12 protein-coding genes are annotated in these 14,298 nt (G+C 63.6%); 8 read left to right on the top strand and 4 right to left on the bottom strand.

Annotated features, from left to right (window positions below):
• The first annotated feature begins 16 nt into the window (after window positions 1-16).
• From ACSU04_RS02295 to pyk, 8 genes are all read left to right on the top strand, one after another.
• On the top strand, window positions 17-247 hold the full coding sequence (locus tag ACSU04_RS02295) for an HGxxPAAW family protein (protein ID WP_439278218.1): 231 nt from the start codon (window positions 17-19) through the stop codon (window positions 245-247).
• Window positions 247-1,023, top strand: coding sequence for an indole-3-glycerol phosphate synthase TrpC (gene trpC, locus ACSU04_RS02300; RefSeq protein WP_439278219.1), 777 nt, complete (start codon window positions 247-249; stop codon window positions 1,021-1,023). Before ACSU04_RS02295 ends, trpC begins: the two co-directional genes overlap by 1 nt.
• Entirely contained in the window at window positions 1,020-2,258 is a 1,239-nt protein-coding gene (gene trpB, locus ACSU04_RS02305; protein ID WP_439278220.1) for a tryptophan synthase subunit beta, read from the top strand. Before trpC ends, trpB begins: the two co-directional genes overlap by 4 nt.
• Window positions 2,255-3,058, top strand: coding sequence for a tryptophan synthase subunit alpha (gene trpA / locus ACSU04_RS02310; RefSeq protein ID WP_439278221.1), 804 nt, complete (start codon window positions 2,255-2,257; stop codon window positions 3,056-3,058). Before trpB ends, trpA begins: the two co-directional genes overlap by 4 nt.
• Window positions 3,059-3,068: 10 nt before the next feature.
• The gene (gene lgt / locus ACSU04_RS02315; protein WP_439278222.1) at window positions 3,069-4,091 is read left to right on the top strand and encodes a prolipoprotein diacylglyceryl transferase; all 1,023 of its coding nucleotides are present in this window, start codon (window positions 3,069-3,071) and stop codon (window positions 4,089-4,091) included.
• Window positions 4,092-4,236: 145 nt separating this feature from the next.
• Window positions 4,237-8,766: a glutamate synthase large subunit gene (gene gltB, locus ACSU04_RS02320; protein ID WP_439289407.1), complete on the top strand. Its 4,530-nt coding sequence runs from the start codon at window positions 4,237-4,239 to the stop codon at window positions 8,764-8,766.
• On the top strand, window positions 8,759-10,225 hold the full coding sequence (locus tag ACSU04_RS02325) for a glutamate synthase subunit beta (RefSeq protein WP_439288299.1): 1,467 nt from the start codon (window positions 8,759-8,761) through the stop codon (window positions 10,223-10,225). The genes gltB and ACSU04_RS02325 overlap by 8 nt, the downstream gene beginning before the upstream one ends.
• A 57-nt stretch (window positions 10,226-10,282) precedes the next feature.
• Complete coding sequence (pyk, locus tag ACSU04_RS02330) at window positions 10,283-11,731, top strand: pyruvate kinase (RefSeq protein ID WP_439278224.1); 1,449 nt, start codon at window positions 10,283-10,285, stop codon at window positions 11,729-11,731.
• 114 nt (window positions 11,732-11,845) lie between these two features.
• On the opposite strand, the gene ACSU04_RS02335 is transcribed toward pyk, so the two are convergent.
• From ACSU04_RS02335 to ACSU04_RS02350, 4 genes are read right to left on the bottom strand one after another with little or no spacing between them, the layout of a single operon-like run.
• Window positions 11,846-11,989, bottom strand: a complete 144-nt coding sequence (locus ACSU04_RS02335; protein WP_439288300.1) for a DUF1918 domain-containing protein — start codon at window positions 11,987-11,989, stop codon at window positions 11,846-11,848.
• A 2-nt stretch (window positions 11,990-11,991) separates the two neighbouring features.
• A complete protein-coding gene (locus tag ACSU04_RS02340; protein ID WP_439288301.1) occupies window positions 11,992-12,783 on the bottom strand; it encodes a DNA/RNA non-specific endonuclease in 792 nt (263 codons plus the stop codon).
• Window positions 12,780-13,481: a TetR family transcriptional regulator gene (locus ACSU04_RS02345; RefSeq protein WP_439288302.1), complete on the bottom strand. Its 702-nt coding sequence runs from the start codon at window positions 13,479-13,481 to the stop codon at window positions 12,780-12,782. Before ACSU04_RS02345 ends, ACSU04_RS02340 begins: the two co-directional genes overlap by 4 nt.
• The gene (locus ACSU04_RS02350; protein WP_439288303.1) at window positions 13,478-14,263 is read right to left on the bottom strand and encodes an aldo/keto reductase; all 786 of its coding nucleotides are present in this window, start codon (window positions 14,261-14,263) and stop codon (window positions 13,478-13,480) included. The genes ACSU04_RS02345 and ACSU04_RS02350 overlap by 4 nt, the downstream gene beginning before the upstream one ends.
• Between the last annotated feature and the right edge of the window lie 35 nt (window positions 14,264-14,298).

A 14,298-nucleotide genomic window follows, 5' to 3' on the forward strand; every position in this document is an offset into this window, starting at 1 on the left:
CGCCTCGGAGGAGAACATGACCAACCCGATCGCTGACCCCGGCCACGGACACTCGCCGGCGGCATGGACCGCTGTGGTGGTCATGCTCATTGGCGTAGCGGCCGGCACGGTCGCCTACTGCCTTGACCAGCCTCTTTTCGTCTGGATCTCCGTCGGCATCGTTGTCGTCGGCATGCTTCTGGGCGTGATCCTGGCCAAAGCTGGTTGGGGAGTGAACGGCCACAAGTATTCCCCTAAGGGGCACTAGTGGTCCTCGCCGACCTGACGGCCGGCGCAGTCGCGGATGCCGAGCGTCGCGCGCTCACTCGTCCGCTCGCAGCGGTCGAACAGGCAGCCCTCGCGCGCCCGGCAGCCAAAGACGCACGCGCAGCACTGGCGCCTGCCGCACAGGTGAAGATCATCGCCGAAGTGAAGCGTGCCAGTCCATCTCGCGGCGCGCTCGCTGATATTCCCGATCCCGCGTACCAGGCGTCGCTTTATGAGACCGGCGGCGCATCCGCGATCAGCGTGCTGACCGAGGAGCGGCGATTCGGCGGCAGCCTGGCCGATCTCGAGGCGGTTACTGCACGTGTGTCTCTGCCCGTGCTGCGCAAGGACTTCATCGCCACGCCGTATCAGGTGTTAGAGGCGCGCGCCGCTGGCGCCGACCTCGCACTGCTGATCGTCGCGGGGCTTGAGCCGAAGGTTCTGCACGATCTCTTCGCGCTGATCACCGATCTGGGTATGACGCCGTTGGTCGAGACACACTCGGCCGACGAGCTGGAAGCCGCAATCGATCTCGGAGCGTCTCTCATCGGTGTCAACGCGCGCAACCTGAAGACCCTTGAGCTTGATCGCGATCTGTTCAGCACACTGGTTGATCGGATTCCCGCGGATGCCGTGAAGATCGCGGAGTCCGCTGTGCTCACATCAGCCGACGTCGCGCGCTACCGCTCGGCGGGTGCAGATGTCGTGTTGATCGGCGAAGCGCTGGTCACCGGTGATCCGGTCGCCACGCTGAAGAGCTTCTTGGAGGTGGGATGAGCCTGCGCGACCAACCGGGGCCGTTCTTCGGCGAATTCGGCGGAAGATTCATGCCGGAGTCGTTGATCGCGGCGATCGACGAGCTTACCGAGGCCTACGAACAGGCCATCGTTGATCCCGCATTCCGCGCTGAACTCGCACGCCTGCTCAGTTCCTACGCCGGGCGTCCGTCTGCGCTCACCGAAGTGAAGCGATTCGCGGCGCACGCGGGGGGAGCCCGCATATTCCTCAAGCGCGAGGACCTCAACCACACCGGCAGCCACAAGATCAACAACGTCCTCGGCCAGGCGCTGCTCACACAGCGACTCGGAAAGACCCGCGTGATCGCGGAGACCGGCGCCGGTCAGCATGGCGTCGCCACGGCGACGGCGGCCGCGCTGTTCGGCTTGGACTGCACCATCTACATGGGCGAGGTCGACACCGAGCGGCAGGCACTCAACGTCGCTCGCATGCGTCTGCTGGGTGCCGAGGTGATTCCGGTCACCACTGGCTCCCGCACCCTGAAGGATGCGATCAACGAGGCGTATCGCGACTGGGTCGCCACGGTAGAGACGACCAACTACATCTTCGGAACCGCGGCAGGCCCGCATCCGTTCCCGGCGATGGTCCGCGACTTCCAGAAGATCATCGGCGAAGAGGCACGCCAGCAGCTGCTCGACGAAACCGGGCGCCTGCCGGATTCCGTCGTGGCATGTGTCGGTGGCGGCTCCAACGCGATCGGCATGTTCGATGCCTTCCTCGATGACCCAGGCGTCAAGCTCTACGGTGTGGAGGCGGCCGGCGACGGCGTCGACACGGACAAGCACGCGGCATCCATCGAACGAGGACGCCCCGGTGTGCTGCACGGCGCACGCACGTATGTGCTGCAGGACGAAGACGGCCAGACTGTCGAGTCGCACTCGATCTCTGCCGGCCTCGACTACCCGGGCGTGGGTCCGGAGCACTCCTGGCTCGCTGACATCGGTCGTGCAGAATACATCCCCGCCACCGATGACGAGGCGATGCAGGCACTGCGCCTGCTGAGTCGCACCGAAGGCATCATCCCCGCGATCGAGTCCGCGCACGCCCTGGCTGGCGCATTGCGCATCGGCCAGGAACTGGGTTCAGATGCCATCATCGCTGTCTGCCTGTCCGGCCGTGGTGACAAGGATATGGACACCGCGGCACGCTACTTCGAGCTGTACGACAAGGACGCTGCCGACGCGGCAGCCGCGGATGAGGAGACTTCGCGATGAGCCGCGTCGAAGCAGCCATTCAGAAGGCTCACGATGCCGGGCGGGGTGCCTTCATCGGATACCTTCCGGTCGGATTTCCTGATTTGGACACCAGCATCCAGGCTGCACTCACGCTTGCGCGCAATGGTGTTGACGTCATCGAACTCGGGCCGCCATACAGTGACCCGGTGATGGACGGTCTGGTCATCCAGGAAGCCACACAGACCGCTCTCGCAGCCGGCTTCAAGACACGGGATCTCTTCACCGCGATCGCTGCGATCAGCGCAGAGACCGACGTTCCCGTTGTCGTGATGAGCTACTGGAACCCGGTGCTGCAGTATGGCGTCGATCGTTACGCCGACGATCTGCTTGCCGCCGGCGGAGCAGGTCTCATCACCCCTGACATCACACCGGAAGCCGCAGGGGAGTGGATCGCCGCAAGCGAGCGCACCGGCCTCGATCGCATCTTCCTCGCCGCACCGACCTCGACCGATGAGCGTCTCGATCTCGTCGTGAAATCGTCCACCGGTTTCATCTACACGGTGTCGACCATGGGCATTACGGGCGAGCGCGCCGAACTCGACCAGGCAGCGCGCACGCTGGTTGCACGCCTTCGCGCACACGGCGCCACCCGCGCCTGCGTCGGTATCGGCATCTCAACTGCCGAACAGATCGCCGGTGTCGTCGAATACGCTGACGGCGCCATCGTCGGCACCGCACTGGTACGAGCCCTCCGCGATGGCGGCCTTGAGGCTCTCGCGGACGTCACCAAATCCCTTGCTGCGGGCACACCGTCCGCAGTCACCTCACACGAGAACTAGAATCGCACTCATGTCACTCGCGTTCCACACTGCCCTCACTGGCGTGCTCACCAGCATCCCGAGTCCCGAGGTCAGCTACATCGACCTCGGACCGCTGCGTATCCACTTCTACGCGCTCTGCATCATCGCGGGGATCATCGTCGCCACGCTGATGACGAACAGTCGTCTCACGAAGCGCGGAGCCGAGCCGTGGGTTGTCATCGACATCGCCATTCTCGCGGTGCCGCTCGCCATCATCGGCGCACGCATCTTCCACGTTCTGACGCACCCGAACTTCTATTTCGGCGAGGGCAAGAACACCTGGAACCCCTTTGAACCCGGATCCGTCTGGGCAATCTGGGAGGGTGGCATTGCGATCTTCGGCGCACTTCTCGGTGGTGCAGTCGGTGCATATCTTGGATGCAAGTGGACCGGCATCCGATTCTGGACCTTCGCTGACGCTCTCGCCCCCGGTCTCCTGCTCGCACAGGCGATGGGCCGGTTCGGCAACTGGTTCAACCACGAACTCTTCGGCCTGCCGACAGACCTGCCGTGGGGCCTGGAGATCGAATCCGACAACGTCGCGTTCCCCCCAGGGCTTGCCGAAGGCACCCTCTTTCACCCCACCTTCCTCTATGAGGTCGTCTGGAACGTGCTCGGCGTTTTCTTCCTGCTCTGGATCGGGCATCGCCTGAGCCTGCAGTGGGGCAAGGTCTTCGCGATCTACCTGATCTGGTACAGCGCGGGCCGCATCGTCTGGGAGTCGATCCGCATCGATCCCAGCGAGATCATTCTTGGCCTGCGCAGCAACGTGTGGGCCGCGATCATCGGCGTTGTTGTCGGCATCGTGATCCTCGTCGTGCAGACACGCCGTCACACTGGCCGCGAAGCGACACCGTACGCTCCCGGGCGCGCGCGGAAAGATACCGACGCTGTTGTAGAATCGCAGGACAATCTCGATGATTTCGTCGACGTGAGCGAGCCTCCGGTCGACGTCATCGCTGGAGCTACCGCCAAAAGCACCGCTCCCACGGGCGAAGACAGCCCCCGGTAAAAGCCTCACTCGCCGAGTAAGGAAACCATTGCACTGAACGAGCGGGCCGACGTCGTCCCCGGTGTCACTTGATTATCTGAGGACGGTACTCGTGTACTTCCAACCTCCCTACGGCGCATCCGGCGCTTACCCCCCGAAGCAGGGAATGTATAACCCGGCATTCGAAAAGGATGCCTGCGGCCTCGCGATGGTCGCAACGCTCCGCGGCACCGCGGGGCACGACATCATCCAGCTTGCCCTGCAAGCGCTGCGCAACCTCGAGCACCGAGGCGCTATCGGTTCCGACTCCGGAACGGGCGACGGTGCAGGCATCCTCACTCAGATGCCAGACGAATTCCTCCGCGAAGTCACTGACTTCGATCTTCCCGCTGCTGGCGAATACGCCGCCGGACTCGCCTTCCTGCCGTTGCAGGCCGGTGAACGGCGCGCCCAGAAGGCAGGCGTTGAGAAGATCGCACGCGAAGAGGGCCTGACAGTCCTCGGTTGGCGAGTGGTCCCCACCGCTAACCAGAATCTCGGCAAGCTCGCCGATGAAGCACGACCCGCGTTCGAGCAGATCTTCGTGGCATCCGCTCCAGCTCCTGTTCCGGGCGACAATGCGCGTGTGTCCGGCATCGCCTTGGATCGCGTGGCGTACCGCCTGCGCAAGCGCGCAGGTCACGAGCTCGGTGCCTACTTCGTTTCGCTCTCCAGCCGCACGCTCGGGTACAAGGGCATGGTCACGACTCTTCAGCTGGAGCCGTTCTACCCTGATCTGCAGGATGAGCGCTTCACATCTGAACTCGCGGTCGTGCACTCGCGCTACTCCACCAACACCTTCCCGTCGTGGCCGCTGGCGCAGCCGCTGCGCATGCTGGCGCATAACGGCGAGATCAACACCGTCGGCGGCAACCGCAACTGGATGCGGGCACGTCAGTCGCAGCTCGAGTCAGAACTGCTGGGCGATGTGCGCCCGCTGCTGCCGATCTGCACGCCGGGCGCGAGTGACTCCGCATCGTTCGATGAGGTGCTCGAGTTGTTGACGCTCACCGGTCGCAGCCTGCCGCACGCCATCATGATGATGGTTCCTGAGGCATACGAGAAGCAGACCGACATTTCGACGGAGCTTCGCGCGTTCTACGAGTACCACTCGAACCACATGGAGCCGTGGGACGGCCCTGCCGCTCTCATCTTCACCGACGGAACTCTCGTCGGCGCCACTCTCGACCGCAATGGTCTGCGCCCCGGACGTTGGACGGAGACCACCGACGGTCTGGTTGTCATCGGGTCTGAGACCGGCGTGTTGGAGTTTGACGCTGAACGTATCAAGCGTCGTGGACGGCTGCAGCCTGGCAAGATGTTCCTGGTCGACACAGCGGCTGGCCGCATCGTCGAAGACGATGAGATCAAGCAGGACCTCGCCACTATGCACCCGTGGCAGCAGTGGCTCGACGAGGGCGCAGTGCGTCTGGCCGATCTACCAGAGCGCGAGCACATTGTGCATCCGCCGGCATCCATCACGCGCCGTCAGCGCACCTTCGGCTACACCGAAGAAGAGGTGCGCATTCTTCTGACGCCGATGGGACAGAACGGCGTCGAACCGCTGGGCGCCATGGGCTCTGACACACCGATCGCGGTGCTCAGCAAACGTCCGCGCCTGCTGTTCGACTACTTCACGCAGCAGTTCGCCCAGGTGACGAACCCTCCGCTGGATTCGATCCGCGAAGAAGTCGTCACGAGCATGAGGCTGGGCCTCGGGCCAGAGCGGAACCTGCTCAGCTGGGGACCGGAGCACACGCGCACCGTCACTCTCGATTTCCCGGTGATCGACAACGATGAGCTGGCAAAGATCCGCTACATCGACCGCGCGTTGGCTGGACGCTCTGCGGTGACGATCGGCGGCCTGTATCACTTCGATGCCGGTGCGCATACGATGCAGGAACGCCTGGATGAGATGTGCATTGAGGTGGACGAGGCGATCGAGAACGGCGCCGAGTTCATCATCCTGTCGGATCGCGACTCCAACAAAGACCTGGTGCCGATTCCGTCGCTACTCATGGTCTCTGCGATCCATCACCATCTGATCCGTCGTGAGAACCGGTTGAAGGTCGGTCTGATCATCGAGGCCGGCGACGTGCGCGAGGTCCACCACGTCGCCACGCTCATCGGTTACGGTGCGTCCGCGGTGAACCCCTATCTCGCGATGGAAACGGTGGAGCATCTGGTGCGCACCGGATTCATCACCGATATCTCACCGGAGACAGCCGTCCGCAACCTGATCTACGCGCTGGGTAAGGGCGTGCTGAAGATCATGTCGAAGATGGGGATCTCGACGGTGTCCTCGTATGCGGGAGCCCAGGTGTTCGAGGCTGTCGGTCTCAGCCAAGAACTTATCGACACTTATTTCACTGGCACCGAGACCAAGCTCGGCGGCATCGGCATTGAACACGTGTTCGCCGAGAACCAGGCGCGTCACGACTACGCCTACCCAGAAGATTCTGCAGCGCGCGCACACGAGCGGCTGTGGACCGGTGGCGAGTACCAGTGGCGACGTGACAGTGCGCCGCACCTGTTCAACCCCGAGACGGTGTTCAAGCTGCAGCATTCGACGCGCAACCGTCGCTATGACATCTTCCGCGAGTACACCAAGCTCGTCGATGATCAGGCATCCGAGTTGAAGACGCTGCGCGGGCTGTTCAAATTCCGTACGCAGGATCGACCGCCGGTGCCATTGGGCGAGGTCGAATCGGTGAGCTCGATCGTGAAGCGCTTCTCGACCGGGGCAATGAGCTATGGCTCGATCTCCCGTGAGGCGCACGAGACTCTGGCGATCGCGATGAACCGGATCGGCGGCAAGTCGAATACGGGGGAGGGCGGCGAGGATGTCGATCGTCTGCTGGATCCCGAGCGTCGCAGCTCGATCAAGCAGGTGGCATCCGGTCGTTTCGGCGTCACGAGCCTTTATCTCACCCAGTCTGATGACATCCAGATCAAGCTCGCCCAGGGAGCCAAACCCGGCGAGGGCGGCCAGCTGCCGCCGACCAAGGTGTATCCATGGGTGGCGCGCACGCGCCACGCGACTGCCGGCGTGGGGCTCATCTCGCCGCCCCCACACCACGACATCTACTCGATCGAAGACCTCAAGCAGCTCATCTTCGATCTGAAGCGGGCCAACCCGCAGGCTCGCATTCACACGAAGCTGGTGAGCCAGTCCGGTATCGGTGCAGTGTCCGCAGGAGTCGCGAAGGCGCTCAGCGACGTCATCCTGGTTTCCGGCCACGATGGTGGCACCGGCGCCAGCCCGCTGAACTCGCTCAAGCACGCGGGAACGCCGTGGGAGCTCGGACTTGCTGAGACGCAGCAGACGCTCATGCTCAATGGCATGCGCGATCGCGTCGTAGTGCAGGTCGACGGGCAGCTCAAGACCGGCCGTGACGTGATCATCGGCGCCCTGCTCGGTGCGGAGGAGTTCGGTTTCGCCACCGCTCCGCTCGTTGTCAGTGGTTGCATCATGATGCGCGTGTGTCATCTGGACACCTGTCCAGTCGGCGTAGCCACGCAGAATCCGGCGCTGCGCGAGCGTTTCACCGGGAAGCCTGAGTTCGTCGTCAACTTCATGGAGTTCATCGCGGAGGAGGTACGTGAGATCCTCGCCGAGCTCGGGTTCCGGACGCTCGATGAGATCATCGGTCGTACCGACCTCATCGAGGCGAACGCCGCGATCGAACATTGGAAGGCTGACGGGCTGGACCTGTCACCCGTGCTCGAAGGGCCGGTGTTCCCCGCATCTGAGCCTCGTCGGAGCGGCCGCGCCCAGGAACACGAACTCGACAAGCATTTCGATGTGCAGCTCATCGAGATGGCCCAGGAGTCGCTGACCGACGGAGCCCCCACTGTCATCGAACTGCCGATCCGCAATACGGAGCGTGCGGTGGGCACCATGCTCGGCCACGAGGTCACCGTGCGCTTCGGCGCGGAGGGACTCGCTCGCGGAACGATCGATGTGACGCTTCACGGCACGGCGGGGCAATCCCTCGGTGCGTTTATGCCGTCGGGGATCTCGCTGCGGCTCGAGGGCGACGCCAACGACTATGTCGGCAAGGGGTTGTCCGGCGGCGACATAGTCGTGCGCCCATCACGCGGCGCACTCATCGCTCCGCACGAGAACGTCATCGCAGGCAACGTCATCGGGTACGGTGCGACATCGGGCTCGATGTTCATCTCCGGCGTCGTCGGCGAACGATTCCTGGTGCGCAACTCCGGGGCCACGGCAGTTGTGGAAGGCGTGGGAGACCACGCCCTGGAGTACATGACGGGCGGCGTGGCGGTCATTCTCGGAGCGACCGGCCGCAACGTCGGCGCCGGGATGTCCGGGGGCGTCGCGTACGTGCACGCTCTGTCAACCGAGAAGGTCAACCTGCAGTCCCGCGAGAGCGGTGAGCTGCGACTGGAGACTTTGGATCGCGCGGATCTCGAGGTGCTGCGCAGCCTGCTCATCGAGCATGCGGAGCGCACCGATTCTCCGTTGGCCACCCGGATGCTGGCGGACTTCGACACCGTGGCATCCGAATTCGTAAAGATACTGCCGCGTGATTTCGCGGCAGTGCAGGCAATGCGTCAGGAGGCAGAGGCAGCCGGCATCGACCCGGATGGCGATGTCGTCTGGAACCGAATCCTGGAGGTTACCGGTGGCTGATCCCAAGGGCTTTCTGAAGGTGACGGAGCGTGAGCTCCCCGCTCGCCGTCCGGTGCCGGTTCGCATCATGGACTGGAAAGAGGTCTACGAGCCGGGCGACAAGGCAGTGCTGCGCCGTCAGGCCGGCCGGTGCATGGACTGTGGCGTGCCGTTCTGCCAGTCTGGCTGCCCGCTCGGAAACCTGATTCCGGAATGGAATGATCTGACCTGGCGCGGCGAGGATCGCTCTGCGATCGAGCGTCTGCATGCGACGAACAACTTCCCGGAGTTCACCGGACGGCTGTGCCCGGCACCGTGTGAGAGTGCCTGTGTGCTGGGCATCAACCAGCCGGCTGTGACAATCAAGCAGGTCGAGGTCTCGATCATCGACGAGGCATTCTCGAAGGGCTGGGTCGAACCGCAACCGCCCGAGCGGCTCACCGGCAAGACCGTTGCCGTCGTCGGCTCCGGCCCCGCCGGGCTCGCCGCCGCTCAGCAGCTCACGCGGGCAGGGCACACCGTCGCTGTCTTCGAGCGCGACGACCGCATCGGTGGACTGCTTCGCTACGGCATCCCGGACTTCAAGATGGAAAAGACGCACGTGGAGTCGCGGTTGCGCCAGATGCAGGAGGAAGGCACGCGTTTCCGTGCCGGAGTCGAGATCGGCAAGGACATCAGTTGGGCGGACTTGCGCGCGCGATATGACGCCGTCGTGATCGCCACTGGTTCCACGGTGCCTCGTGACCTGGCGATCCCCGGGCGTGACCTGGACGGCGTGCACTTCGCCATGGAGTACCTCGTCGAATCGAACCATGCTGTTGCCGGCGACGCCGTGCACAACCAAATCACCGCTGAGGGCAAGCATGTGATCGTCATCGGTGGTGGCGACACCGGCGCCGACTGCATCGGCACCGCACACCGTCAGGGTGCTCTGAGTGTGACGAACCTCGCGATCGGCACGCAGCCGGGTACCGACCGGCCAGACCACCAGCCGTGGCCGATGATGCCGACGCTGTTTGAGGTGTCATCTGCTCATGAAGAGGGCGGGGAGCGTCACTACCTGGCATCCACTGTCGAGTTCCTCTCCAACGACGCGGGCGAGGTGCGTGCATTGCGTGTCGCCGAGACCGAGTACGTCGATGGACGCCGTGTGCCAAAGAGCGGTACAGAACGCGAGATCCCGGCCGATCTGATTCTTATCGCGATGGGCTTCACCGGGCCTGAGCAAGACGGTTTCACGGCTGACACGCTTCCGCAGGTGACCGACCGTGGTGCTTTCCAGCGCGATGACGCATACGAGTCGACGATCTCGGGCGTTTTCGTGGCGGGTGACGCGGGTCGTGGACAGTCGCTGATTGTGTGGGCGATCGCGGAAGGCCGTGCGGCTGCAGCGAGCGTCGACCGCTTCCTGATGGGCGAATCGGTGCTTCCTGCACCAGTTCGCCCCAACGATGTCGCGATCGGCCTGTTGCCCGCGTAGGCTGGAAGCGGCAATGTCGCCAGTTCTGTTTCCCCCACTCTTACCCTGGAGAATTAGTTGAGACGCGCGAAAATTGTCGCCACGCTGGGCCCGGCCACTTCGAGTTACGAGAACGTTCGAGCCATCATCGAAGCGGGCGTCGATGTCGCCCGGCTGAACCTCAGCCACGGTGACTACACGGTTCACGACGCGAACTACGCCAACGTACGCCGTGCCGCGGATGACGCGGGCAAGGCCGTCGCCGTGCTCGTCGACTTGCAGGGACCGAAGATCCGTCTCGGCAAGTTCGAGGACGGCCCCTACGAGCTCGCCGAAGGTGACATCTTCAAGATCACCACGGAAGACATCATCGGAAACCGCGAGATCTGCGGCACGACCTTCAAGGGCCTGCCCCAGGACGTGAACCCGGGTGATTTCCTCCTCATCGATGACGGCAAGGTTCGCGTCGAGGTCGTCGAGACTGATGGCACTGTCGTCACCACCCGTGTGATCGTCGCCGGTGCCGTCTCGAACAACAAGGGCATCAACCTGCCCGGCGTCGCAGTCAACGTCCCGGCGCTGAGCCAGAAGGACGAAGACGACCTCCGTTGGGGGCTGCGCATTGGTGCTGACCTCATCGCGCTGTCGTTCGTGCGTGACGCGTCGGACATCACTCGCGTGCACGAGATCATGGCGGAAGAGGGCGTCAAGGTTCCCGTCATCGCCAAGATCGAGAAGCCCCAGGCTGTCGAAGCGCTGGAAGGCATCGTCGCCGCTTTCGACGCCATCATGGTCGCCCGCGGCGACCTCGGCGTCGAGCTGCCTCTGGAGGCGGTTCCGATCGTCCAGAAGCGTGCTGTGGAGCTTGCGCGCCAGAACGCCAAGCCGGTGATCGTGGCGACGCAAATGCTCGAATCGATGATCTCCAGCCCGGTCCCGACGCGCGCCGAGACGTCGGACGTCGCGAACGCGGTGCTCGACGGTGCGGATGCAGTCATGCTCTCGGGCGAGACGAGCGTGGGCGAATACCCGGTCGTCGTCGTCGAGACGATGGCACGCATCATCGAGTCGACGGAAGAGCACGGTCTGGAGCGCATCGCGCCGCTCACGAACAAGCCGCGCACCCAGGGTGGAGCAATCACTCTTGCTGCTCTCGAGGTCGCCGAGTTCGTCGACGCGAAGTTCCTCTGCGTCTTCACTCAGTCCGGTGACTCCGCTCGTCGCCTGTCGCGGCTTCGCTCGCGCATCCCGATGATCGCGTTCACGCCGGAGCCGGGCATCCGTCGCCGTATGGCGCTCACCTGGGGCATCCGCCCGTACCTGGTGGATGTCGTTGCGCACACCGACCTGATGTTCCTGCAGGTGGATGACCACCTACTCAAGAACGGCCTGGCTAAGGAAGGGGACAAGGTCGTCGTGATCTCCGGTTCCCCTCCCGGAATTGTCGGCTCCACGAACGACATCCGCGTCCACAAGGTCGGGGATGCCGTGAACGGTGCAGCGCCGATCTACAAGGCTGGCGCCTAACAGCAGTCATTCGATGGGGCGGGGCTTCGGCTCCGCCCCATCGTTGTACCCGGGGCACGCTGGACAAGTCGTGGTCCATCTTTGACATCCCGTTGGGTAGCGCCTTCCGTTCGCTCAGTCGGAATGCCGGATCTCGGTGTCGCTGCCAGGGGAGAGGATCGTTTCCTGTCCGTCGTCGTAGCGAATTACCAGCAGCTGGTGTTCCTCGGAGCCGCGGATCTCGATGACTTCACCGGCACGGTGCGTCAGATTCCACACTTTCAGAGGACGATGTCCCGAGTTGTCTGCAGTGCGCTCCAGGTTCGCGCGCTCACTTTTTGCTCGGGGAACACGTCTGCATCTGGCAAGGGACCGAACTCGATGCCGGTGATGTCGGCAATGACAGCGACCGATACCTGGAAGGTGCGGAACGCCGCTAATGGTGGGATTGTGCGTACTTCGTCGCGGATGTCAATGAGTTCGGATTGATCGAGAAGGAATCCCGCCGCTTCGAGACCACTTGACCCCTGCCAAGCCGCGATCTTCCAAAAGAGACGGGGTATCCGGATGCCGCGATAGGCCGGATCCTCGTCCTGGAGTACCGGGGCGGTGAAGACAGAGAGGCGTTGGTCGGTTGCCTCTGCGTAGGCGAGGACATGGTCTTCGAGGCCGAGCCACAGTTTCTTTGATTGATTGAACCCGGCCGCTTGGGGCGCAGCATTCGGGTAGAAGAAGGTTGCCTCTGTCGCCTCGCGTGCTTCGTTGGCGGTACCCCAGCCGGGGTCGCGTCTGCGCACGAGATGGCCACGGTCAAGATCATTTCGTGCGTAGACATCAGGGCCGGCTTGTGCGTCATTGTCGACTCGGGGATCGAGGCGCCACTGGCCCGTGCGGGGGACTTCGCGCAGGGTCGCGCCGTCGATGTTCACGGCCGTGACTCCCGCGAGCTTGCGCTCCGAATCCAGCAGCACGGAGAACCGCGGGTAGGGGAGTGTCTGAACATCGCGTGCGGGTCGGGGGAGAGGGAGCGGCGTTGCCAGGAACTCAGGGTTGTAACTGCGCAGTGACATCATGCTGTCCGGTCCATCGACTCCCACCCGTGTGCGCGGAAGACAAGCACGACGCTGCGTTCCATGTCATCCGCAACGTCGTCGTACGTGCCCTCACCCAGAGCCCAGCGTGTGAGGAGCGCCAGCCACATGTTCTCCATGATGAGAGTCAGGTCGGCGAGGAGCTCGGGCGATCCGGCACCGGCGAGGCTGTAGGAGTTGAGGTCGTTGTAGAACGACTCGTGCCGGATGACCCCGCGCGCGTGCTCGTCGACCGATAGTCGCAGCAACGCCCATGCTTTGATGACGGGAAGGTGCGTGCGGTACTCGTCACGTCCGGCGCGCATCGCCGCGAGTAGGTGGCTAAGCGGCTCGGTGACAGGCGTATTGCGCCGGACCCGACCTGCGACGTATCGCACCCACGTGTTACTTGCGACGTACAGCAGCTTGTCGCGCGACTGAAAGTACCGGTAGATCGTGGCCAGGGCAACGCCGGACGAGGCGCACACTCCCTCCATTGTGACTCCTTGCACACCGACCTCGTCGATAAGCGCAAGAGAGGCGTTGAGGGTACGCAGGTATCGAGCCTTCTGGGCGGTGGATGCGGCCTCGAGTCCGGCGATAGCGTCGAGCGGCAGGTACTCCGCCTGTGTTACGTCCGTGAGCGCCCCTTCGGGATCGGCGGCGGCGTCTTCGCCGAGGGGTATGCGAGGAGTGTTCATGAGACGAATTCGCGGGGGTCTGGCCCCGTCCTCTCTTCGGAATCCAATTCTTCGATCGCTGCCATATCATCCTCGTTCAGTTCGAAGCCGTCAGTGGATAGGTTCTCACGCATTCGTGACGGTGTGACCGATTTCGGAATGATCGCTCGGCCCATCTGCAGATGCCACCGGAGGATTACCTGCGCCGGACTTCGACCGTGGCGCGCCGCGATCGTTCGAACTGTCTCGAGCTGCAGGCTGGATCCGTTGGCCAGGGGGCTCCATGCTTGCGTAATGATGCCGTGCTCCGCATGGTAGGCGAGGAGCTCAGGCTGCTGCAGCCGCGGATGGAGTTCTACCTGGTTGACCGCAGGTACAGTGTCGCTGGAGGAGCGAAGCATCTCCAGCTGCTCGATCGTGAAGTTGGACACCCCGATCTCTCTCACGCGGCCCTCCTCGAGAAGGTGCGTGAGGGCACGCCACGTTTCCACATAGAGGTTCTGGGACGGAGCCGGCCAGTGGATCAAGTACAGGTCGAGATGCGAGAGCCGCAGGCGTTTCAGGGACGCATCGTACGCGCGAAGTGTTGCGTCATAGCCCTGGTCGGTGTTCCAGACCTTGCTCGTGACGAAGACGTCATCGCGGCCGAGCCCGAATCTATCGATGCCGCGACCGGTGCCTTCTTCGTTGCCGTAAATCGAGGCGGTGTCGATGCCGCGGTACCCGACGTCCAACGCGGAACTCACGGCCTGGGTGGTCGTGTCATTCGGTACGCGGAAGACTCCGAAACTGGTCCGAGGCATGCGGATTCCACGGTTTGTGAGAATGGTGGCGTCGT

This window comes from Microbacterium sp. A84, assembly GCF_051842815.1.
In the GTDB taxonomy this organism is placed as follows: domain Bacteria; phylum Actinomycetota; class Actinomycetes; order Actinomycetales; family Microbacteriaceae; genus Microbacterium.

What these genes read in the sequence shown, in the direction of transcription:
- ACSU04_RS02295 (WP_439278218.1), top strand. Translation starts at nt 17, where the DNA reads ATGACCAACCCGATCGCTGACCCCGGCCACGGACACTCGCCGGCGGCA.
- trpB (WP_439278220.1), top strand. Translation starts at nt 1,020, where the DNA reads ATGAGCCTGCGCGACCAACCGGGGCCGTTCTTCGGCGAATTCGGCGGA.
- trpA (WP_439278221.1), top strand. Translation starts at nt 2,255, where the DNA reads ATGAGCCGCGTCGAAGCAGCCATTCAGAAGGCTCACGATGCCGGGCGG.
- lgt (WP_439278222.1), top strand. Translation starts at nt 3,069, where the DNA reads ATGTCACTCGCGTTCCACACTGCCCTCACTGGCGTGCTCACCAGCATC.
- gltB (WP_439289407.1), top strand. Translation starts at nt 4,237, where the DNA reads ATGTATAACCCGGCATTCGAAAAGGATGCCTGCGGCCTCGCGATGGTC.
- ACSU04_RS02340 (WP_439288301.1), bottom strand. Translation starts at nt 12,783, where the DNA reads ATGATGTCACTGCGCAGTTACAACCCTGAGTTCCTGGCAACGCCGCTC.
- ACSU04_RS02345 (WP_439288302.1), bottom strand. Translation starts at nt 13,481, where the DNA reads ATGAACACTCCTCGCATACCCCTCGGCGAAGACGCCGCCGCCGATCCC.
- ACSU04_RS02350 (WP_439288303.1), bottom strand. Translation starts at nt 14,263, where the DNA reads ATGCCTCGGACCAGTTTCGGAGTCTTCCGCGTACCGAATGACACGACC.